Source organism: Maritimibacter harenae, assembly GCF_009882975.1.
In the GTDB taxonomy this organism is placed as follows: Bacteria; Pseudomonadota; Alphaproteobacteria; order Rhodobacterales; family Rhodobacteraceae; genus Maritimibacter; species Maritimibacter harenae.
In genome coordinates this window covers 256,939-277,180 of record NZ_WTUX01000017.1, presented here as the reverse complement: position 1 = coordinate 277,180, position 20,242 = coordinate 256,939, and the positions used below count along the sequence as shown (strand labels likewise).

General features: G+C 68.2%; 21 protein-coding genes and 1 tRNA gene. 16 read left to right on the top strand and 6 right to left on the bottom strand.

Translation table 11 applies throughout. The annotated features are described in order from the left end of the window. Positions 1 to 120 precede the first annotated feature (120 nt). The 4 genes from rpoD to ribD all read left to right on the top strand — a co-directional run bounded on the left by rpoD (position 121) and on the right by ribD (position 4,333). Complete coding sequence (gene rpoD, locus GQE99_RS13795) at positions 121 to 2,124, top strand: RNA polymerase sigma factor RpoD (RefSeq protein ID WP_161352210.1); 2,004 nt, start codon at positions 121 to 123, stop codon at positions 2,122 to 2,124. Between the two features lie 94 nt (positions 2,125 to 2,218). Then, a complete protein-coding gene (locus GQE99_RS13790; RefSeq protein ID WP_161352209.1) occupies positions 2,219 to 2,635 on the top strand; it encodes a secondary thiamine-phosphate synthase enzyme YjbQ in 417 nt (138 codons plus the stop codon). Positions 2,636 to 2,771: 136 nt separating this feature from the next. Next, the gene (gene nrdR / locus GQE99_RS13785; protein ID WP_161352208.1) at positions 2,772 to 3,245 is read left to right on the top strand and encodes a transcriptional regulator NrdR; all 474 of its coding nucleotides are present in this window, start codon (positions 2,772 to 2,774) and stop codon (positions 3,243 to 3,245) included. Positions 3,246 to 3,259: 14 nt separating this feature from the next. Next, positions 3,260 to 4,333 (top strand): bifunctional diaminohydroxyphosphoribosylaminopyrimidine deaminase/5-amino-6-(5-phosphoribosylamino)uracil reductase RibD, encoded by a 1,074-nt coding sequence (ribD, locus tag GQE99_RS13780; RefSeq protein ID WP_161352382.1) that lies wholly within the window; start codon positions 3,260 to 3,262, stop codon positions 4,331 to 4,333. Positions 4,334 to 4,453: 120 nt separating this feature from the next. Here ribD and GQE99_RS13775 read toward each other — a convergent pair whose 3' ends face one another. From GQE99_RS13775 to GQE99_RS13765, 3 genes are all read right to left on the bottom strand, one after another. Next, positions 4,454 to 6,493 carry a capsular polysaccharide biosynthesis protein gene (locus GQE99_RS13775; protein ID WP_161352207.1) on the bottom strand — a complete coding sequence of 680 codons (2,040 nt, stop codon included), beginning with the start codon at positions 6,491 to 6,493 and terminating at the stop codon, positions 4,454 to 4,456. A 10-nt stretch (positions 6,494 to 6,503) separates the two neighbouring features. Further along, positions 6,504 to 7,655, bottom strand: a complete 1,152-nt coding sequence (locus GQE99_RS13770) for a polysaccharide biosynthesis/export family protein (protein WP_456237987.1) — start codon at positions 7,653 to 7,655, stop codon at positions 6,504 to 6,506. Positions 7,656 to 7,746: 91 nt separating this feature from the next. Further along, positions 7,747 to 9,039 (bottom strand): capsule biosynthesis protein, encoded by a 1,293-nt coding sequence (locus GQE99_RS13765; RefSeq protein WP_161352206.1) that lies wholly within the window; start codon positions 9,037 to 9,039, stop codon positions 7,747 to 7,749. Between the two features lie 190 nt (positions 9,040 to 9,229). Here GQE99_RS13765 and GQE99_RS13760 point away from each other — a divergent pair, with 190 nt between their 5' ends. From GQE99_RS13760 to GQE99_RS13730, 7 genes are all read left to right on the top strand, one after another. Next, positions 9,230 to 9,820 (top strand): riboflavin synthase, encoded by a 591-nt coding sequence (locus GQE99_RS13760; RefSeq protein ID WP_161352205.1) that lies wholly within the window; start codon positions 9,230 to 9,232, stop codon positions 9,818 to 9,820. Positions 9,821 to 9,908: 88 nt separating this feature from the next. Further along, positions 9,909 to 10,874 (top strand): MBL fold metallo-hydrolase, encoded by a 966-nt coding sequence (locus GQE99_RS13755; RefSeq protein WP_161352204.1) that lies wholly within the window; start codon positions 9,909 to 9,911, stop codon positions 10,872 to 10,874. Positions 10,875 to 11,063: 189 nt separating this feature from the next. Continuing rightward, complete coding sequence (gene ribB / locus GQE99_RS13750; protein WP_161352203.1) at positions 11,064 to 12,200, top strand: 3,4-dihydroxy-2-butanone-4-phosphate synthase; 1,137 nt, start codon at positions 11,064 to 11,066, stop codon at positions 12,198 to 12,200. Further along, positions 12,200 to 12,709: a 6,7-dimethyl-8-ribityllumazine synthase gene (locus GQE99_RS13745; RefSeq protein ID WP_161352202.1), complete on the top strand. Its 510-nt coding sequence runs from the start codon at positions 12,200 to 12,202 to the stop codon at positions 12,707 to 12,709. Before ribB ends, GQE99_RS13745 begins: the two co-directional genes overlap by 1 nt. Positions 12,710 to 12,798: 89 nt before the next feature. Then, entirely contained in the window at positions 12,799 to 13,275 is a 477-nt protein-coding gene (gene nusB / locus GQE99_RS13740; protein WP_161352201.1) for a transcription antitermination factor NusB, read from the top strand. A 167-nt stretch (positions 13,276 to 13,442) separates the two neighbouring features. Continuing rightward, complete coding sequence (locus GQE99_RS13735) at positions 13,443 to 13,754, top strand: hypothetical protein (protein WP_161352200.1); 312 nt, start codon at positions 13,443 to 13,445, stop codon at positions 13,752 to 13,754. A 388-nt stretch (positions 13,755 to 14,142) separates the two neighbouring features. After that, positions 14,143 to 14,601, top strand: a complete 459-nt coding sequence (locus GQE99_RS13730; RefSeq protein ID WP_161352199.1) for an MmcB family DNA repair protein — start codon at positions 14,143 to 14,145, stop codon at positions 14,599 to 14,601. Between the two features lie 6 nt (positions 14,602 to 14,607). Here the strand turns inward: GQE99_RS13730 and GQE99_RS13725 are convergent, their stop codons facing one another. Continuing rightward, positions 14,608 to 14,823 carry a DUF6324 family protein gene (locus GQE99_RS13725; RefSeq protein WP_161352198.1) on the bottom strand — a complete coding sequence of 72 codons (216 nt, stop codon included), beginning with the start codon at positions 14,821 to 14,823 and terminating at the stop codon, positions 14,608 to 14,610. A gap of 104 nt (positions 14,824 to 14,927) precedes the next feature. Between GQE99_RS13725 and GQE99_RS13720 the strand changes: the two genes are divergently transcribed. Next, positions 14,928 to 15,004: transfer RNA gene (locus tag GQE99_RS13720), tRNA-His, on the top strand. Between the two features lie 105 nt (positions 15,005 to 15,109). Here GQE99_RS13720 and GQE99_RS13715 read toward each other — a convergent pair. Further along, the gene (locus GQE99_RS13715; RefSeq protein WP_161352197.1) at positions 15,110 to 15,415 is read right to left on the bottom strand and encodes a DUF6476 family protein; all 306 of its coding nucleotides are present in this window, start codon (positions 15,413 to 15,415) and stop codon (positions 15,110 to 15,112) included. Between GQE99_RS13715 and GQE99_RS13710 the strand changes: the two genes are divergently transcribed. From GQE99_RS13710 to GQE99_RS13695, 4 genes are all read left to right on the top strand, one after another. Next, a complete protein-coding gene (locus GQE99_RS13710; RefSeq protein WP_161352196.1) occupies positions 15,414 to 16,448 on the top strand; it encodes an RluA family pseudouridine synthase in 1,035 nt (344 codons plus the stop codon). The genes GQE99_RS13715 and GQE99_RS13710 overlap by 2 nt on opposite strands. 138 nt (positions 16,449 to 16,586) lie before the next feature. After that, positions 16,587 to 17,483, top strand: a complete 897-nt coding sequence (rpoH, locus tag GQE99_RS13705) for an RNA polymerase sigma factor RpoH (protein ID WP_161352195.1) — start codon at positions 16,587 to 16,589, stop codon at positions 17,481 to 17,483. A 67-nt stretch (positions 17,484 to 17,550) separates the two neighbouring features. Then, on the top strand, positions 17,551 to 18,540 hold the full coding sequence (locus GQE99_RS13700) for a Gfo/Idh/MocA family protein (RefSeq protein ID WP_161352194.1): 990 nt from the start codon (positions 17,551 to 17,553) through the stop codon (positions 18,538 to 18,540). Between the two features lie 24 nt (positions 18,541 to 18,564). Continuing rightward, positions 18,565 to 18,894 (top strand): DUF4389 domain-containing protein, encoded by a 330-nt coding sequence (locus GQE99_RS13695; RefSeq protein ID WP_161352193.1) that lies wholly within the window; start codon positions 18,565 to 18,567, stop codon positions 18,892 to 18,894. 147 nt (positions 18,895 to 19,041) lie between these two features. On the opposite strand, the gene GQE99_RS13690 is transcribed toward GQE99_RS13695, so the two are convergent. Next, positions 19,042 to 20,214 (bottom strand): dipeptidase, encoded by a 1,173-nt coding sequence (locus tag GQE99_RS13690; RefSeq protein WP_161352192.1) that lies wholly within the window; start codon positions 20,212 to 20,214, stop codon positions 19,042 to 19,044. Between the last annotated feature and the right edge of the window lie 28 nt (positions 20,215 to 20,242).

The window sequence follows — 20,242 nt, the reverse complement described above, 5'->3', positions numbered from 1 at the left end:
AGGGCAAAACGGGTTGGCGAATCAGTGATTCGAATGGATTCTTCCGCAAACCGAATCACGCGAATCACTCGGCCGATCACCCACGCCCCGTGACACCGCCCCGAGACGAAGGGAAATCGCATGGCTGCGAAAGACGCGAACGAAGATCAGAACAAGCCGGAGCAGGACGATACCACCCCGATGGGGGACATGGATCAGGCCGCCGTCAAGAAGATGATCGCCGAGGCCCGTGAGAAGGGCTACATCACCTACGATCAGCTCAACCAGGTGCTGCCGCCCGACCAGGTGTCCTCCGAGCAGATCGAGGACGTGATGTCGATGCTCTCCGAGATGGGCATCAACATCATCGAGGACGAAGAGGCCGAGGACGACGACCAGAAGGGCTCGACCGAGGTCGTGGCCAAGAACGCCAAGGGCGAGGTGGCGGTCTCCTCGGGCGACAGCGAGAAGCTCGACCGTACCGACGACCCGGTGCGCATGTACCTGCGCGAGATGGGCTCGGTCGAACTTCTGAGCCGCGAAGGCGAGATCGCGATCGCCAAGCGGATCGAGGCGGGGCGCAACACCATGATCTCGGGCCTCTGCGAGAGCCCGCTGACCTTCCAGGCCATCACGATCTGGCGCGACGAACTTCTCAACGAGGACATTCTCCTGCGTGACGTCATCGACCTCGACGCGACCTTCGGGCGCCAGATGGGCGAGGAGGAGGATGCCGAAGAGGTCGTGACCGGGCTGGGCGAGGCGGCTGCGACCCCCCAGAAGACCGAGAAGAAGGACGAGGGCCCCGAGCTCGACGCCGACGGCAACCCGATTGCCAAGGACGATGACGAGGACGACGAGGACGACCAGGCCAACATGTCGCTCGCCGCGATGGAGGCCGCGCTCAAGCCCCGCGTGCTCGAGACCCTCGAACTGATCGCGCGCGACTACACCAAGCTCAGCGAGATGCAGGACCTGCGCATGTCCGCCACGCTGAACGAGGACGGGTCGTTCAGCGAGAAGGAAGAGAAGGCCTACCAGAAGCTGCGCTCCGAAATCGTCGAACTGGTGAACGAGCTGCACCTGCACAACAACCGGATCGAGGCGCTGGTCGACCAGCTCTACGGCATCAACCGCCGCATCATGTCGATCGACAGCGCGATGGTGAAGCTGGCCGACCAGGCCCGCATCAACCGCCGCGAATTCGTCGAAGCCTATCGCGGGGCCGAGCTCGATCCCACCTGGCTCGACCGGATGAGCGAGAAGCCCGGCCGCGGCTGGCAGGCGTTCGTGGAGCGCTCCTCGGACAAGGTCATCGACCTGCGCGCGGACATGGCCCAGGTGGGCCAGTACGTGGGCGTGGACATCTCGGAATTCCGCCGCATCGTGAGCCAGGTCCAGAAGGGCGAGAAGGAAGCGCGCGCGGCCAAGAAGGAAATGGTCGAGGCGAACCTGCGTCTCGTGATCTCGATCGCGAAGAAGTACACGAACCGGGGTCTCCAGTTCCTCGACCTCATCCAGGAAGGCAACATCGGCCTGATGAAGGCCGTGGACAAGTTCGAGTATCGCCGGGGCTACAAGTTCTCGACCTACGCGACCTGGTGGATCCGTCAGGCCATAACCCGGTCGATCGCCGACCAGGCGCGCACGATCCGTATCCCGGTCCACATGATCGAGACGATCAACAAGCTGGTCCGGACCGGCCGCCAGATGCTTCACGAGATCGGCCGCGAGCCGACGCCGGAAGAACTGGCCGAGAAGCTGCAGATGCCGCTCGAGAAGGTCCGCAAGGTGATGAAGATCGCCAAGGAGCCGATCTCGCTCGAGACGCCGATCGGCGACGAGGAAGACAGCCAGCTGGGCGATTTCATCGAGGACAAGAACGCGGTCCTGCCGCTGGACTCCGCCATCCAGGAGAACCTCAAGGAAACCACGACCCGCGTCCTGGCCTCGCTCACCCCGCGCGAGGAACGCGTGCTGCGCATGCGTTTCGGCATCGGCATGAACACCGACCACACCCTCGAGGAGGTGGGCCAGCAGTTCAGCGTGACCCGCGAACGCATCCGCCAGATCGAGGCGAAGGCGCTGCGCAAGCTCAAGCACCCGAGCCGGAGCCGCAAGCTGCGGTCGTTCCTGGACCAGTAAGGAAAAGGCGCCTTCGGGCGCCTTTTTCATGGGTCGGACCGGGCCGGGTCGTCCAAGCGTGGGATCCATCTGACATCGGCGGGCACGCGGAACCATGAACACCATCTTCGAGATCGAGACGCGCGGGCAGGGACCCTACGAGTTCACCCGCGACGCAGCGCGCTGGGTGGCGGGGGCGGACGTGGACGAGGCGCTGCTCACCCTGATGATCCGGCACACCTCGGCTTCGCTTCTCATCCAGGAGAACGCGGATCCCGAGGTGCAGACGGACCTGACCAACTTCTTCGCACGGCTGGTCCCGCCGACCACCGATCCGGCCATGTCCTACCTCACGCACACCTACGAGGGGCCGGATGACATGCCGGCGCACATCAAGGCGTCGCTCCTGCCGATCTCTTTACAGATCCCGATCATCGACGGCCGAATGAGCCTTGGAACCTGGCAGGGGATTTACCTTTTCGAACACCGGGACCGCCCGCACCGGCGCCAGGTGGCCGCGCTGCTGCGCTGAGGCCACAAATCCGCCCGCCCATATCTGGGCGCGGCGCATTCAGCCTACCCAAAACCTTGCCCGTCCCCTATAGTGCCTGTGGATAAGTGGGCGCAGACCCACGATCAGAGGTGACAGGCTAAGAAAAGGAAGAGGCATGCGCTGCCCGTTTTGCGGAAACATCGACACGCAGGTGAAGGATTCACGCCCGGCCGAGGATCACGTCGCGATCCGGCGGCGGCGCTTCTGCCCGGCCTGCGGTGGTCGCTTCACCACCTATGAACGGGTCCAGCTGCGCGACCTCGTGGTGATCAAGTCGAACGGGCGCCGCGAGGATTTCGACCGTGAGAAGCTGGAGCGCTCGATCCGGATCTCGATGCAGAAGCGGCCCGTCGAGCCCGAGCGCATCGACCAGATGATCTCGGGCATCGTGCGCCGGCTGGAAAGCATGGGCGAGACGGACATCCCGTCCAAGACCATCGGCGAGATCGTGATGGAGAGTCTGGCCCGCATCGACACCGTAGCATACGTGCGTTTCGCGAGCGTTTACAAGAACTTCCAGGCCGCGGACGACTTCGAGAAGTTCATGAGCGAGCTGCGCCCGGACATCCCCACCGAAGACGAGACGTGAGCGACACCCGGTTCATGGACCTGGCCCTGTCGCTCGGGCGGCGGGGCCTGGGCCATGTCTGGCCCAACCCGGCCGTGGGCTGCGTCATCGTGCAGGGCGGCCGGGTCGTCGGGCGGGGCTGGACCCAGCCCGGGGGGCGTCCCCATGCCGAGGTCGTTGCACTGGCCCAGGCCGGCGCGGCGGCACGCGGTGCCACCGCTTACGTCACTTTGGAGCCCTGCGCCCATCACGGACAGACCCCGCCCTGCGCGGACGCGCTGGTCACGGCGGGCGTGGCGCGCGTCGTGATCGCGCTCGAGGACCCCGACACGCGGGTCGACGGGCGCGGGATCGAACGGCTGCGCGCGGCCGGGATCGCGGTCGAGACCGGGCTGCGCGCGAGGGCCGCGCGCGCCGATCAGCAGGGGTTCCTCCGACGCGTCACGCTGGGCCGGCCGATGGTCACGCTCAAGCTCGCCGCTTCGCTCGACGGGCGGATCGCCACCGCGACCGGCGAAAGCCAGTGGATCACCGGGCCGGAGGCGCGCCGCCACGTCCATGCCCTGCGCATGACCCATGACGCGGTGATGGTGGGCGCGGGCACGGCGCGCGACGACGACCCGTCGCTGACCGTCAGGGGCCTGGGCGCGCGCCGCCAGCCGGTCCGTGTGGTGCTGTCGCGCCACCTCGACCTGCCCGAAGATGGGGTGCTGGCACGCACCGCCGCCGAGGTACCCCTGTGGCTCGTCCACGGCGACCGGGTGCCGGCCGAGCTGCGCGAGGCCTGGACGGCCCGCGGGGCGCAGTTGTTCGAGGTGCCGGTACGGCGCGGGCAGCTCGATGCCCCCGCTGCGCTGGCGGCCCTCGGGGCGGCAGGTCTCACGCGGGTGTTCTGCGAGGGCGGCGGCGGGCTTGCCGCCTCGCTCCTGGCCGAAGGGCTGGTGGACGAATTCGTGGGTTTCACGGCCGGGCTCGCGCTTGGCGCCGAGGGACGCCCGTCGCTCGCCGCGATGGGGGTGGACGCGCTGGCCGATGCGCCGCGGCTGGTGCTGGTGGAGACCCGGGCGATCGGCGCCGACGTCATGCATCGCTGGCGCCGCGCCGACTGACGGAGCGCGGGCCGGGCCCGCGCGCAGGTCTTGCGCCGCCCTGCCTGCGGCAGGCCGGCGCGACGGGCGGGGGCGCTGCCCCCGCACCCCCGAAGTATTTCCGGAACGATGAAGGAGGGCCTAGCGCCAGAACCGCGTGTAGGGCGCGAGGAGGCCCTGGGCCTTTGCGAGGAGTGAAAGGGTCGGGGCGTGGCCCGTGTCCCCCGCTTCGAGGCGGTCGAGGACGATCTCGACCGGGCAGGGGGTGCGCGTCACCGGGTCGTGGTAGCGCGGGTAGTCGATGAGCACCGCGTGGACGAGGCCCGCGAGGTCCGGCCGCGCCTGGCGCCGTTCCGGTACCGGGCCCAGGTCCGTGGTCAGCCCCCAGCCCGCGTAGAAGGGCGTGCCGAGGCAGGTGACCGGCGTGTCGCGCACCAGCGCTTCGAAGCCAAGTGTCGAGGTCATGGTCCAGACCGCGTCCACGGCGTCGATGAGGGCGGTGGCATCCGTGTGGCGCGCGACCACGTCGACGAGGGCGCGCAGGTCGTCCTCGGCCACCGTGCCGTCGCGCAGGCCCGCTTCCACGTCCGGGTGGGGCTTGTAGATCAGCACCGCGTCCGGGTGCGCGGCCCGGGCCCGGCGCAGGAGCGCCAGGTTGGTGGCCACGTCCGTGGTGCCGCACCGGATCGAGGCGTCATCCTCCACCTGGCCGGGGACCAGGATGCGGTGGCCCGGGGGGAGGTCGGGGGGTGCGGCCGCGTCCAGGTTGTACTTGCTCACCCCGCCCTTGCGCAGTCGCTCGATCAGGCGCCGGGCGCGTGCCCTTGGGCCCTCGGGCAGACGTTCGGAGGCCGCGATCAGGCGCTCGAGGCGGCTTTCGCGGGTCGGGTCGTAGTAGATGCCCAGGTCGTCGCGCACCAGCGACAGGGGCGGGGTGAGGGCCGCGCCGAGGCCCCGCGAGCGGATGAAGCCGTCCTCCAGCCGGATCGCGGGGACCGGCAGCGTTTCCGCCCGGTTGGCCCAGACGGCGAGGTGGCGCTCGCTTTTCCGGGCGCGGGCGACGGCGGCGGAGCCCTCGGCGAAGACCATGCCGCGCCCGGTGCCGAAGAACCGGGTGAGCGGCGCGCGTTTCCACAGCCGGATGCCGGCGGCGACGTAGCCGTAGGCGTCTTCGCGGCGCGCGCGCGCCCGGGCCTCGAGCGTGCCCAGCAGGTCTTCGATCTCGCACAGCCGGTCGTGGTAAGGGTCGTACCAGGTCGGGTAGTCGATCAGCGCGGCGCAGGCGAGTTGCGCGCGGGTGAGGCGGCGTTCGCGGCGGGGGACCGGGTTTTCGTCCTGCGTGAGCCCCCAGCCGGAATAGAACGGCTGGCCGAAGACGCGCGGCTTGTGCCCGGCGAGGATCGCCTCGAATCCCATGCCCGACGACACCGTGTAGACGCCGACCGCGCCTTCCATCAGCGCCCAGGGGCTGACCGGATCGGTGAGCAGACGCACGCGCCCCTGCGCGTATTCGGGGCCGTAATAGCCGGACCGGTGGCCGCCCCGGGTTTCGGGATGGGTCTTGATGATCACGTCAAGGCCCGGGTGCTCTTCCTGCGCGAAGACCAGCATTTCGCGGAAGGTCTGCATCGTCGCGCCGGAGGCGGTGACCGAGGCGTCGTCGCGGGTCTGGTCGAGCACGAGCACGTAGGGCGCGCGTGGCGGCTCGGTCGCCGGGTCGAAGGCATTGTACTTCGACAGGTGGGCGTGACGGATGCGGTCGACCGCGTCGCGTGCACGGGCGAGCCGGGCGCTGTCGTCGAGGGGCGCGGTCGCGAGCATCCGTTCGAGGTCGGACGGTGTCGACGGGTCGAAATGCACGCCCGATCGGTCGATCAGAAGGCCCAGCGGCGGCTCGCCCGCGCGCCCGGTCAGGACCGAGCGCAGGAAGGCGTCCTCGACCCGCACGAGCCCGGCGCCGGTGCGCGCCGCGACCGCTTCGCCGCGTTTCGCGGTGGGCGCGTTGCCCCAGACGGCAACGTGATCCTCGGGGCGGGGCCGGCCCAGGCGCAACTCCCAGCCCGCGAGTTGCAGGATGCGGCGCAGGCGGCGTTCACGCAGGAAGCCGCCCGAATAAACGAAAAGCCGCCGCGAGGAGGGGGGCTCCGTCGCGGCGGCCTTGATCCTGTCGTAGGGCGTCACGGCCCGGCGCTCAGGGGCCGACGAGGCCGAAGGTGCTGCCGGCGGTGGCCAGCGACTCGGCCGCGCCGAGCGTGCCGGTGAGCGCCGTGATGACCTTGGTCCACTGCACGTAGGGCGCTTCGGTCACGTAGACCGTGTCGCCGTCGCGGATGAGAAAGTCGCGCGCCATGAACATGCCGTTGGGTTCGGTCAGGTTGAGCACGTAGATCAGGCGCTGCGGCCCGATCAGGTCGTTGCGGCCGAGCACGGCGTTGGCGACCACGGCGGGCTCGTTGCGGAAGACGAAGATGCCGGTGGGGTCGGCCAGCGTCGGGTTCAGGCCGCCGACCTGCGCGATCGCCTCGATCGCCGACAGTGTCTGGGTCTGGAAGTTGACGCGGGTCTGGGTGCCGGTGGCGCCGAGCGCGGTGAAGGCGCGGGTGTCGGATTCCACGAGGATGCGGTCTCCGTTGCGCAGCGCGATGTCGAGGCGCGGGTCCTCGAACAGGTCCTGGTACCAGACCTGGCCGGTCTGGCCGCCGCGGATGATCTTGACCACCGCGACCTCGGGATTGACCGCGACTCCGCCGGCGCGCGCGAGCATCGCGCCCAGCGTGCGGGTCGGCCGTTCGATGGCATAGACGCCCTGGCCGTTCACCGCGCCCGTGACCGACACCGTCGCCCCGTCGCCCGCGACACGGGTGACGAGCACCTGCGGGTCCGGCGTCTGGGTTTCGAGCTGCTCGGTGATGATGCGGCGCACCGCCTCGGGCGTGTTGCCCGCGGCCCTGATGCGGCCCGCGTAGGGGATGAAGATGAAGCCGGCGCCGTCGACCTGCACCTCCTCGAGCGCCGCGGGGGCGCCGGCGGAGGCGAGGATGCCCTGCTCCACGTTCTCCCAGATCGCCACGCCCAGCACGTCGCCGGGGCGGATCGTGTCCGAGCCGACCTGGCCCGCCGTCAGGAAGTTCGGGCCGAAGCCCAGGGCCGGGGTGATGGCGGTGGCGCGCGTCACGCGGTCGTTGACCGAGACGACGAAGGCGTCGCCCTGCCGCTGCACCGATCCGGAGAAGATTTCCTGTTTGTTCGGGCCACTTCGGGGGAGCACGTCACATGCGGCTACACCCATCACAAGCGCCAAGAGGAGCGCGATCCGCGCCCATGAAATGCCCTGAATTTTCACTGCCCGGGCTCCTTTTTGGAGGTCTGCCTCAGTTTCTTTTTCGGCCAAACTACAGGTCGGGCCGGCAAAAATCCAGCGATGATTCGGGACGTTACTTCACGAGTCTCAACTGTTGCCGGGGCGCAGCGGTGCCCTTTTCGAGTGCGTCGTAGGGGTCGTCCGGGCTCAGCATCATGTCGACGATCTGGCGCAGAAGCTGGCGCCGGCCACGCGCCGAGTAGAAGCCGCCGGGGATCTGCGAGGTCTCGAGCAGGTAGTGGCGGTAATCGCGGTAGGCGCGGCTGTCGGGCCGCGTCGGCTGGGCGAAGAAGGCGTCGACCGGCTGGGTCGAGACGAATTCCGGCTTCTCGTAGACCGCGCGCCCGAACACCTTGAGCGGCAGGCCGCGCCAGAGCACCTGCTGGGCGGCGGTCGAGTTCACGGTGACGGCGCTGCGGGCATGGTCGAGCAGGCGGGCGAGCTTGCCGCCGCGCACGTAATGCACCCGGTCCTCGACGCCGTGACGGCGGGCGAGGCGGCGGATTTCGCGGCGCAGGGGCACGCGCCCGTCCTCGAGCGGGTGGGCCTTGAACACGAGGTGGTGGTGGCGCGCCGCCCCGGTGGCGAAGCCCTCGATCACGACGTCGAGGAAGTCGGTCATGTCGGCGAAGGGCGAATGGTCCAGGAAGCTCGCGTCATGAGCCAGTTGCAGGAGCGCCAGGTGATAGGGAAAGCCGCCGTTGCGGATCCGGCGCGTGGCGATGACGCGGTCGAGCCACTGGAACGGCATCAGGAGAAGGCGGCGCACGTAGAGCTGGAACTCCTTGCTCACCGGCAGCGCGCGGTGCGGGCGGAAGCCCGCGTAGCGCCGGTTCAGGAACATCACGAACCAGTGGTAGGCCGCGCCGTAGAAAACGTGGTGGCGCATGTCGCCCCAGTGGGCAGGCGGTTCCGGGATGTCGAGCTCGGCATCGGCCAGCACGCGCTGCATCTGGGGCACGTCCATGTCCATGAGCCGGGAATGGCCGTTTGCACCGCCGCGCTCGTAGCTGACCCAGTAGGGGCGCAGGTAGCCTTCCTCGAAGACGTGGATCTCGATCCCTGCCTCGCGCGCGGCCGCGACGGCCTCGGCGTGGACCGTGCGGGTGTCGCCGTAGAGCACGAGGTCGGTCACGCCCTTTTCGGCCAGGATCGCGCGGATGCGCGCGGCCCAGGCATCGCGTTCCTCGGTGAAGGGGAGGTAGCTCCTGCGGTCGGCCCAGAAGACCTGGTCGCCCATGTTGAAGCCCACGCGCCAGACCTCGGCCCCCGCCGCCCGGAGCATGCCCCCCAGGCGGCGGAAGAAGGGGCCGTGCGGCCCCTGCAGGAAAAGAAAGACCCGGTCTGTCCCGTCGATGGCTCTCATGCGCCTGATTTAACCTGTTATTTACCTGCCTGTCGCACCCAATCACGCGGCTGCGGGCAAGAAAGTCCTGCCATTGTCCCCCGGTGCGATACAAACCATGAAAACGGGGCGTTTTTGTGACCGCCCGTGGGGTCGGCCTGCTTGGCATCCGCCGGGAATGCGGCTAGCCATGAGGGCAAAGGAGATCGACATGTTCACGGGCATCATCACCGACATCGGCGAAGTGGTTCAGGTGACGCGCGACGGCGACCTGCGCGCGCGCATCCGCACAGGGTATGACACCGCCGGGATCGACATGGGGGCGTCCATCGCCTCGGACGGGGTGTGCCTGACGGTCACGGCGCTTGGGCCCGACTGGTACGAGGTCTACGTCTCCGGCGAGACGCTGGACAAGACCAACCTCGGGGACTGGCGCGAGGGCACGCGGCTCAACCTCGAACGTGCGCTCAAGGTCGGCGACGAGCTGGGCGGTCACATCGTGTCGGGCCACGTGGACGGGGTGGCCGAGGTCACCTCCGTCGTCGACGAGGGCGATTCCACGCGGATCACCTTCAAGGTGCCGGGCGCGCTCGCCCGCTTCATCGCGCCCAAGGGATCGGTGGCGCTCAACGGCACGTCGCTGACTGTGAACGAGGTCGAGGGCGACACGTTCGGGGTGAACCTGATCACCCACACGAAAGACGTCACGACCTGGGGCGACGTGGCGGTCGGCGACCGGATCAACCTCGAGATAGACACGCTCGCGCGTTACGTGGCGCGGCTTACCGACTACGCCGCCTGAGCGGGGCCGCGCGTCCGGATGGCGCGGAGCGGCTTTCAATCATTCGAAGCCGTGCATATGATGCTCCCCGAACGATAGGGAGGATTCCATGACGCTACTTCGCCCCACGCGCCGCCAGATGCTTGCCCTGGCCGCCGCGATGCCCGCTTTCGCCATGCCCGCCGCCATGCGTGCCGAGCTCGCCCCGCCCGAGGACGGAAACCCGGCGCACTTCCGTTTCAAGCTGGGCGACAAGAAGATCACGATCGTGTCGGACGGCTGGTTCCCGCAGCCGCTGAGCGCGCTGGGCATGAACGCGGACGAGGCCGAGAAGGCTGCCTTCCTCGAGGCGCATTACCTGGCCGGTGACGAGCTGGTGGCCCACACCAACCACGTCCATATCGAGACGCCGGAGGCGAAGGTGCTGATCGACATCGGCTCCGGCAACCGGTTCTTCGACAGCGCGGGGCGGCTCCTGTCCAACATGGAGGGCGCCGGGCTCGATCCCTACGGTGTCACCCACCTGGTCATCACCCACGCCCACCCCGATCACATCTGGGGCGTGCGCGACGATTTCGACGAGGCGATCCTGCCCGACGCGGAATTCATCATCGGCGAGACCGAGCACGATTACTGGACCCAGGACGACCTGGTGAACCGGGTCGCGGCGGAAGAGCAGCAGTTCGTGCTGGGCGCCGTGAACTCGATCAACGTGGACGGGGCCGAATGGACGCTCGCCGCCGACGGCCACGAGGTCGCGCCGGGAGTGCGGCTCATGGCCACCCACGGGCACACGCCCGGGCACATGTCGATCATGGTGGAAAGCGACGGCCAGCAGCTTCTGATCCTGGGCGACGCGATCACCCACGCCTACGGCCATTTCGCCCATCCCGACTGGTACGGCTCCACCGACACGGACCCCGAGGCGACCGTGGCCACGCGCCGCCGGCTGCTCGACATGGCCGCCACGGACCGGATCCCGGTCGTCGGCTACCACTTCCCGTTCCCCGGCGTGGGCCACGTGATGCGCGACGGCGACGCCTACGGCTTCGTGCCCGCGCTCTGGCGGTTCTGAGGCGGATCGCCGGCTGGCGCCGGCGACCCGGGCGGGGGCGCTGCCCCCGCACCCCCGGCGTATTTTCGGAAAGATGAAAGGGGGGCGTCACGGGGTCGTGCACGTATCGGGACGTCACTGTGCGACGTTCCTCTGGCATCGGCGCGCGGGCCGCGTTATCTCGCGGGGGCAATTTGAAGGGAGCCCGTGATGGCGGACGCCAAGATCTATGACGAACCCGGCCCGGTCGAGCGGGAATGGGGCAAGGTGATTTCCCCGGTCGAGGAGATCATCGAGGACGCCCGCAACGGGCGCATGTTCATTCTCGTCGACCACGAGGACCGCGAGAACGAGGGCGATCTCGTGATCCCCGCGCAGATGGCGACCCCCGAGGCGATCAATTTCATGGCGACCCACGGGCGTGGCCTGATCTGCCTGTCGATGACGAGCGAGCGGGTCGACGCGCTGGGCCTGCCCCTGATGGCGAGCCAGAACTCGTCGCGCCACGAGACCGCCTTCACGATCTCGATCGAGGCGCGCGAGGGCGTGACCACGGGCATCTCGGCCCATGACCGGGCGCGCACCGTCGCGGTCGCCATCGATCCGACCCGGGGCGCGGCCGACATCGCCACCCCCGGCCACGTCTTCCCGCTGCGCGCCAAGGATGGCGGCGTGCTGGTGCGCGCGGGCCATACCGAGGCGGCGGTGGACATCGCGCGGCTCGCGGGGCTGAACCCGGCCGGCGTGATCTGCGAGATCATGAACGAAGACGGCACGATGGCGCGCCTGCCGGACCTGGTGGCCTTCGCGCAGAAGCACAATCTCAAGATCGGCACGATCAGCGATCTCATCGCCTACCGCCACCGCCACGACAACCTGGTGAACGAGAGCGCCGTGAAGAGCGTGACATCGGCCTATGGCGGGGACTGGATGCTGCGCATCTTCACCGACGAGACCCAGGGCGCCGAGCATATCGTTCTGACCAAGGGCGACCTGACCACCGACGAGCCGGTGCTGGTGCGCATGCACGCGCTGAACCCGCTGGAGGATGCGCTGGGGCTGGGGCCCAATCCGCATGACGAGCTGCCCCGCGCGATGGAGATCATCGCCGAGGCCGGGCGCGGGGCCGTGGTGCTCCTGCGTGACCCGTCCATGCGGCTGGCCACGGACGAGGGGGAAGTGAGCCCGCAGGTCCTGCGCCAGTACGGGCTGGGTGCGCAGATCCTGGCGGCGCTGGGCATTCACCGCATGACGCTGCTCTCCGACAGCCCCCTCCCCAAGGTGGTCGGGCTCGAAGCCTACGACCTGTCGATCGAGGGCACCCATCCGATCCGGGGAGGCAAGTGATGGCCGGTTCCGAGACGCATTACACGCTGCCCCGCCCGAGCTTCGACGAGGACGTGAAGATCCTGATCGTCGTCGCACCCTATTACCGCGACATCGCCGACGACCTGATCGCCGGGGCCAAGGCCGAGATCGAGGCGGTCGGCGCCGAATGGGAGCTGGTCGAGGTGCCCGGCGCGCTGGAGCTGCCCACCGCGATCCGCATCGCCGACCAGACGGCGGATTTCGACGGCTACGTGGCGCTGGGCTGCGTGATCCGGGGCGAGACGACGCATTACGACACGGTCTGCAACGACAGCTCGCGCGGGCTGTCGACGATGGGGCTTGCCGGACTGTGCATCGGCAACGGCATCCTGACGGTGGAGAACCGCGAGCAGGCCGAGGTGCGGGCCGATCCCGACCGGATGAACAAGGGTGGCGGGGCCGCGGCCGCGGCGCTCCACCTCGTGGCGCTTGCGCGCAAGTGGAAGGGCGGCGCGCTGCCCGCCGGCTTCCGTCCGCCGAATGCCTGAGACTTTCGGGGGTCCGGTGCAAAAACCGGTTTCCCCCCGGTCCGGCTTGCACTAGAAGCGCGCTCTGATCTGCTCCGAGGCTCCGTGACATGACCGAACGCGAGATTTCCAACAACCTGAAGCGCCGGATGAGGTCCGCCTCGCGGCTCTATGCCGTGCAGGCGCTGTTCCAGATGGAAGCGGCCGGGCAGGGGCTCGACCGGGTGCGCCAGGAGTTCGAGGATCACCGGTTCGGGGCGAGCTACGAGGAAGGCGACTTCGAGGAGGGCGACGTGGATCTCTTCCGCGCGTTGCTCGAGGCCGCCGTCGACAGCCAGGCGAAGATCGACCAGATGACCGACCGTGCCCTGGTGGCCAAGTGGCCGATCGCGCGCATCGACCCGACGCTGCGCGCGCTCTTTCGCGCGGCCGGGGCCGAGCTCATGATCGGGGACACACCGCCGCGCGTGGTGATCGTGGAGTTCGTGGATGTGGCCAAGGCGTTCTTCCCGGATGGCCAGGAGCCCAAGTTCACCAACGCCGTGCTCGACCACATGGCGCGCGAGGCCCGGCCCGAGGCCTTCTGAGGCAAGGGCCGCCGGGGACGCTGTCCCCGTCGCGCCGCGGGCGCGACTCCCCTGAGGTATTTTCAAAACGAAGAAGGGCGGACCGACGCCCATTCGGGCAGGGTGCGAGACCCGTGCATTTGGAATCCGGCGCACGAGTGCTATCTTCATGGGCAGGAGGTGCTGCCATGCCCAAGCTCGTTTCGATGTATATCCGCCATGTCCTGATCGGTTTCGGCCTTGCCGGAGTCTTCGTGGGGCTGCTCCTGTGGATGAACGTGGGCAACCTCTGGCATCTCGTGACCCATTCCGACGTGGGCATCATGGCCGTCGCGATGCTGTTCTTCGGCAACGCGGTCGTGTTTTCCGGCGTGCAGTTCGCCATCGCCATCATGCGCATGGGCGACGACGCGGGACCGCGCGGCGGCAAGCGCCGGCCGGTGGCCACGCGCATCCCGGCCCGCGTCGAGGCGGTCGCGCCCACGCGCCGCGGCCGGTAGGCTGCCGGGCCTTCAGCCGCTTCGCCATCCGGGTCCGTGAAGGGCCGGGGTGGCGCGTTTTCGTCTCTCAAGTGCTGGAAACACAAGGCTCCCCCCGAAGGATCGGGAGGAGCCTGTGAAGTGGCGGGACCGCCTGCAACCGTCTGGGAAGCGCATTCCCGAGGACCTGTATGTACAGGTGGGCGCCGGGTAACCGAACCACGATCCGGACAGAGCCAGCTCCCTCGGATTTGCTTAAGGCCACTGGAATGTTCCCGTCTGACGAGAAGGGCAGACCGCCAAGACTGCAAATAGGCCCCATGTCCGGATCACACAAGGGGGCGTGTCGCGGCGGGGCGGGCGCTGGCCGCCCCTTGCGAAATGTTCACCAATTGTTCATTCTGCGCCCATGGACGATGCCCAGCTTCAACCCGGCCAGCTCCTGGCGCGCGGCGTGGCGCGCTACCTGCGGCGCAACGATTTCGCCTGTCTCGAGGAATTCGTGCCGCGGCGCGGTCTGCGCACCGATGTCTACGCGTTGGGGCCGGGGGGCGAAATCTGGGTGGTCGAGTGCAAGTCGTCGCGCGCCGATTACCTGTCGGACCAGAAATGGCAGGGCTACCTGGAGTTCTGCGACCGGTTCTTCTGGGCGGTGGATGGCGATTTCCCGCAGGACCTTCTGCCCGCCGAGACAGGGCTGATCATTGCCGACTCCTATGACGCCGAGATCCTGCGCATGGGGCCGGAAACGAAGCTGGCGCCTGCGCGGCGAAAGAAGCTGACGCTCAAGTTCGCGCGCGACGGGGCGCGGCGCCTGCAGGGCTACCGGGATCCGGGCGTGCCCGCGTTGACCGGGCCGGAAGCGTGACGGGGCCTAGCGCCCCTTGCGCTTTGATTTCCCGGTGCTGCCCATGCGTCGAGCCTGCTCGGCGGCGGCCTTGATTTCCTCGGCGATCTCGATCGCCTCGTCGGGGTCGAAGTCCATCGGCAGGTCGATGCCGGTGCCTTCGATGTAGATGCGCACCATGCCCAGCGTGGTGGGCCCGATCTGCAGGTTGGCGGAGATGTCGGTTTCGGAATTGATGCCCATGGCGCGGCTCCTCTGAGGTTGGCCGTGAGTTACGCCCGGGCCCGACGTTTTTCAAGTCCGGCCTCTTGCATTGCCCGGATCAGAGCGCTAAACGGCGCTCCAGTGCCGCCTTAGCTCAGTAGGTTAGAGCGCTTGATTGTGGATCAAGAGGTCCCCCGTTCGAGCCGGGGAGGCGGTACCATTCTCTCCCTCACATCGCGTGATCCGGGGCCCCGTTCGGGGCCGTCGTGATGCGTCCGGGCCCGGTTCTTCAAGGCCACTTGGCCGGGCCTGTCCTGACCGGCGGTCAATCGGTCGCGATCGCCACGCTCTGGCGCAGGGTGGTGCCGTCGGGGGCGTAGACCAGGAAGCGGTCGTCGTCGGTCACCACGCCGATCCAGTCGGGTCCGCGTGTCACGGCGCGGGCCGAGACGCCTTCGGGCAGGGTGATGGTTTCGGGCATCGCGACGGTGGCGGGTGCATTGAAACGCATGACAACCAGCGTGATCAGGACTACAAGCCCGACGATCATCGTGACGGTCAGTGTCGTCACCAGCCATTTCAGGTAGCGCACGAGCCCGGTATCAACGCCCGGGCCGGGAGTCTCGTCCATGTCCATCACCGTCCCTGTCGTCGTCGCGATCGGGCCCAATCCGCCCAACCGGCTTGATAAGGCACTGGCCCGCGATGTACCAGAGGAAGCGAACCTGTCGCGCTCGCGGCTGGCCCGGCTGATCGCTGAAGGCGCCGTGGTGCGCGACGGCGCGGTGCTGAGCGATGCCAAGGCGAAGGTCGCCGAGGGCGACGTAATCGAGATCACGGTGCCGGCGGCCGAGGAAAGCCACATGGCGCCCGAGGCGATCCCGCTCGAGGTGGTCTACGAGGACGCGCACCTCGTCGTGGTCAACAAGCCCGCCGGCATGGTGGTGCACCCGGCGCCGGGCACGCCTGGTGGCACGCTGGTCAACGCGCTCCTGCACCATTGCGGCGACGAGCTGTCGGGCGTCGGGGGCGAGAAGCGGCCGGGCATCGTGCACCGGATCGACAAGGACACGTCGGGTCTCCTCGTGGTGGCCAAGTCGGACGCGGCGCACCACGGGCTTGCCGCGCAATTCGAAAAACACAGCGTGGAGCGCCACTACCGCGCCCTTGTCTACGGCGTGCCGGACCGGGCGGACCCGCGGCTGAAGGGCGTGCGGGGCGTGAGCTTCGAGACGGGGGGCGTGGTCAAGATCACGACCCAGCTTGCCCGCCACAAGACCGACCGGCAGAAACAGGCGGTTGTCTGGTCGGGCGGGCGCCACGCGGTGACCCGGGCGCGGGTGGTGGACATCTACGGGGTGCCGCCCTCGGTGGCGCTGGTGGATTGCTGGCTCGAGACCGGGCGCACGCACCAGATCCGCGTCCACATGGCGCATGTGGGGCATGGGCTGGTCGGTGATCCGACATATGGGGGGCGCCGTAAACCCAGTGAAAAGGCGCTCGGGGTCGAGGCGGCCGAGGCCGTCCGCAGCTTCGCCAGACAGGCGCTTCACGCGGCCACGTTGGGGTTCATCCACCCGGTCACAAAGGAACAGCTGCGCTTCGAAGCGCGTTTGCCTGATGACATGGCAGGGTTGATCGAAACACTCCGCACAAGCGCGTGAGGCCCCTGCACAAGCGACGGATGCGGCGTCATACTGCGTTAACGGTTCAGGGGTGAGAGCCCTTGAATGTTGATGTTAGCGCCCTAAATTGAATGTTAAACCCCGAAACATTGGGGCGCGACAGTGGAGACGAGCACGATGAGCAACTATCAGACCTTGCCGGCGCCGACCCCTGAAGGCGGTTTGAACCGCTATCTGCAGGAAATCCGGCGCTTTCCGATGCTGGAACCGGAACAGGAATACATGCTGGCCAAGCGCTGGGTGGACCACCAGGACACCGAGGCGGCGCATCAGCTGGTGACGAGCCACCTCAGGCTCGCCGCCAAGATCGCGATGGGCTACCGCGGCTACGGATTGCCGCAGGCGGAGGTGATTTCCGAGGCGAACGTGGGCCTGATGCAGGCCGTGAAACGCTTCGACCCGGAAAAGGGCTTCCGGCTGGCGACCTATGCCATGTGGTGGATCCGCGCCTCGATCCAGGAATACATCCTGCGGTCCTGGTCGCTGGTGAAGCTCGGCACGACCTCCGCGCAGAAGAAGCTCTTCTTCAACCTGCGCAAGGCGAAGGCCCGCATCGGCGCGCTCGAGGACGGCGACCTGCACCCCGACAAGGTGAAGCAGATCGCGCATGACCTGAACGTCACCGAAGATGAGGTCATCTCGATGAACCGGCGCATGTCGGGCGGCGACGCTTCGCTCAACGCCACGATCACCAACGACGGTGATTCCACCATGCAGTGGCAGGACTGGCTCGAGGACGAGGACGCCGACCAGGCGACCGATTACGAGGAGCGCGACGAGCTGACCGTGCGCCGCGAGATGCTGGCCGAGGCGATGGACGTGCTCAACGACCGTGAGAAGGACATCCTCACCCAGCGCCGCCTCTCGGACGAGACGGTGACGCTCGAGGATCTGTCCGGCCAGTACGACGTGAGCCGCGAGCGCATCCGCCAGATCGAGGTGCGCGCCTTCGAGAAGCTCCAGAAGCGCATGAAGGAACTGGCCGCCGAGAAGGGGTTGGCCGAACCCGCCTGATCGCGCTAACACGGACCACAGGACGCCCGGGCCAAGCGCCCGGGCTTTTTGTTGTGACGGAGGGGGCATGGCCGACGATCTCAGGTGGGGTATTCTCGGGGCGGCGGAGTTCGCCCGCAAACACATGGGGCCGGCGATCCACGCGGCCGCCGGCAACCGGTTGGCCGCGCTGGCGACCTCGTCACCGGCCAAGGCGGACCCGTTCCGCGCGATGGCCGGCGAGATCGCGGTGTTCGATGGCTACGAGGCGCTCCTGGCCTCGGACGACATCGACGCGGTCTACATCCCGCTTCCGAACCACCTGCACTTCGAATGGACGCTCAAGGCGCTGGAGGCCGGCAAGCACGTGCTGTGCGAGAAACCCGTGGCGATGGAGGCGGCCGAGATCGACCGGCTGATCGCCGCGCGCGACGAAAGCGGGCTTCTGGCGGCCGAAGCCTTCATGATCCTGCACCACCCCCAGTGGCAGCGCGCGAAGGCGCTGGTCGAGGCGGGCGCGATCGGCGAACTGCGCCATGCCGACGTGGCGTTCAGCTTCAACAACCCCGACGAAACGAACATCCGCAACCGGCCGGAGACCGGCGGGGGCGGTATTCGCGACATCGGCGTCTATGCCTATGGGTCGGTGCGCTACGTGACGGGCGCCGAGCCCGAGGCGCTCGACGCGCGGGTCCGCCGGGAGAACGGGGTGGACACCTGGGCGCAGGCCGACGCGGTGATGACGGGGCCGGGGGGCAAGTTCACCTATGCCGGCATGACCTCGACCCGGCTGGCCCCGCGCCAGGAGGTGGTGTTTCACGGCGCCGACGCCACCCTGCGCCTGCCGGCGCCCTTCAACGCGGGGCTCTTCGGCGAGGCCCGGGTGATCCTGCGCCGGGCCGACGGCACGGAGATCGTCGAACGCTGGCCCGGCGTGAACCAGTACGTGCTGCAGGTCGAAGCCTTCGCGGCCGCGGTGCGCGGCGAAATGCCATACCCCGTGCCGCTGGAATTCAGCCGCGGCACCCAATTGATGATTGATATGGTGTTTTCGCAGGCGCGCGATATCAGTTGGTGACGCAAATCGACGGGAGAGACTCGGATGGCCGAGGACGACGGAAAAAAGGATGACGTGAACCCCACCGTGCTCGAGGAGCCGGGGACGGACGAGGCGGACAAGCTGCCCGAGAACATCTGGCTGCGCGGGCTGTGGATGCTTTTCTTCGTGGCCGCGCTCTGGGTGGCGCGGGCGCTGGTGATCATCGCGGGCGTGATCCAGTTCTTCTGGATGCTCTTCGGCACCGAGAAGAACCACTACATCGCCGAGTTCGGCGAGGACCTGGCCGACTGGATGGCGCGCGCGACGCTCTACATCACCGGCGGGACCGAGGACCGGCCGTTCCCCTTCGATCGCTGGGGCATCCCGGACTGATCGCGATGGGCGCGGGCCGAGCCCGCAGGACTTGCGCTGTCCTGCCTGCGGCAGGCCGGCGCCGCGGGCACGCGGCTGCGCCGCGTCCGGAGGGCCAGCCCTCCGGACCTCCCGAGGTATTTCTCAAACGAAGAAGGGGACGGGGGGTCAGTTCAGGCGGGCGCGCAGGACCCGGATCATGTTCTCGCCCGCGACCTTGCGGATCTGGGCCTCGGTGAGGCCGACGTCGAGCATCGCCTGGGTGAGGGCGGCGAGTTCCGAGGTGTCGAAGGCGGTGGTCACCGTGCCGTCGTAGTCGGAGCCGAGCGAGACGTGGTCCTCGCCGACGGTCTCGATCGCGGCGCGGATCGTTTCGGCAACCCCCCGGGGCGTGTCGTCGCAGGTCACGTCCTCCCAGTAGCCGATCCCGATCACGCCGCCGGTGGCCGCGATGTCGCGCATCAGGTCGTCCTCGAAATTGCGCTTCACCGGGCAGTGGGAATGGATGCCCGTGTGGCTGACCACCAGCGGGACGTCGGTCATGTCGAGCACGTCGCGCGCCACCTGCGGGCTGGAATGGGCGAGGTCGATGATCATGCCGCGGCGCACCGCGTTCTCGACCACCTCGCGGCCGAATTCCGTGAGGCCGGCGTTGCCTTCGCCGTGGAGCGACCCGCCGAGCGCGTTGTCGAAGAAATGCTGAAGCCCGATGACCCGGTAGCCCGCGTTCCAGAGCCGGTCGAGGTTGGCGATGTCCGCCTCGAGCGCATGGCCGCCTTCGAGGCCCAGGATGCCGCCCACCACGTCTTCGCCCGCGTCGCGCAGCGCGAGCACCGCGTCGAGGTCGGATTCGGTGGTGATGACGCGCAGGCGCCCGTCGCTGTCGCCTGCGGCGCGCCAGAGACGCTCGGCCTGGTAGATCGCGCGTTCCTTGAGGCTCGACCAGGTGCGCATGGGCCAGAGCTGGCCGACGGCGAGCAGCGTGATGTTGTCGAAGGCCTCGGCCGAGTTCTCCTGGTAGTTCTGGCCGGCCGGCGACTTGGTCACCGCCGTGAACACTTGGAGCGCGACGTTGCCCTGGATCAGGCGCGGCACGTCCACGTGGCCACGGTCCGCGCGTTTCAGCGGGTCGCGCTTCCACAGAAGGGTGTCGGAATGCCAGTCGCCGATCACGAGGCTGTCGTGAAATGCGGTCGCCTCGGGCGAGACGGGGTAGGGGTCATGCGCCTTGACCACGTTCATGTCGCGCTCGGCGATGCCGGGGGCCAGGGTGATGAAGCCCACGAGGCCCAGAACGACGATGACGGCCAGGATCCCGGCCCCCCATTTCACGATACGCATGCATTCCTCCCGAAGACTTGGCGCGCAG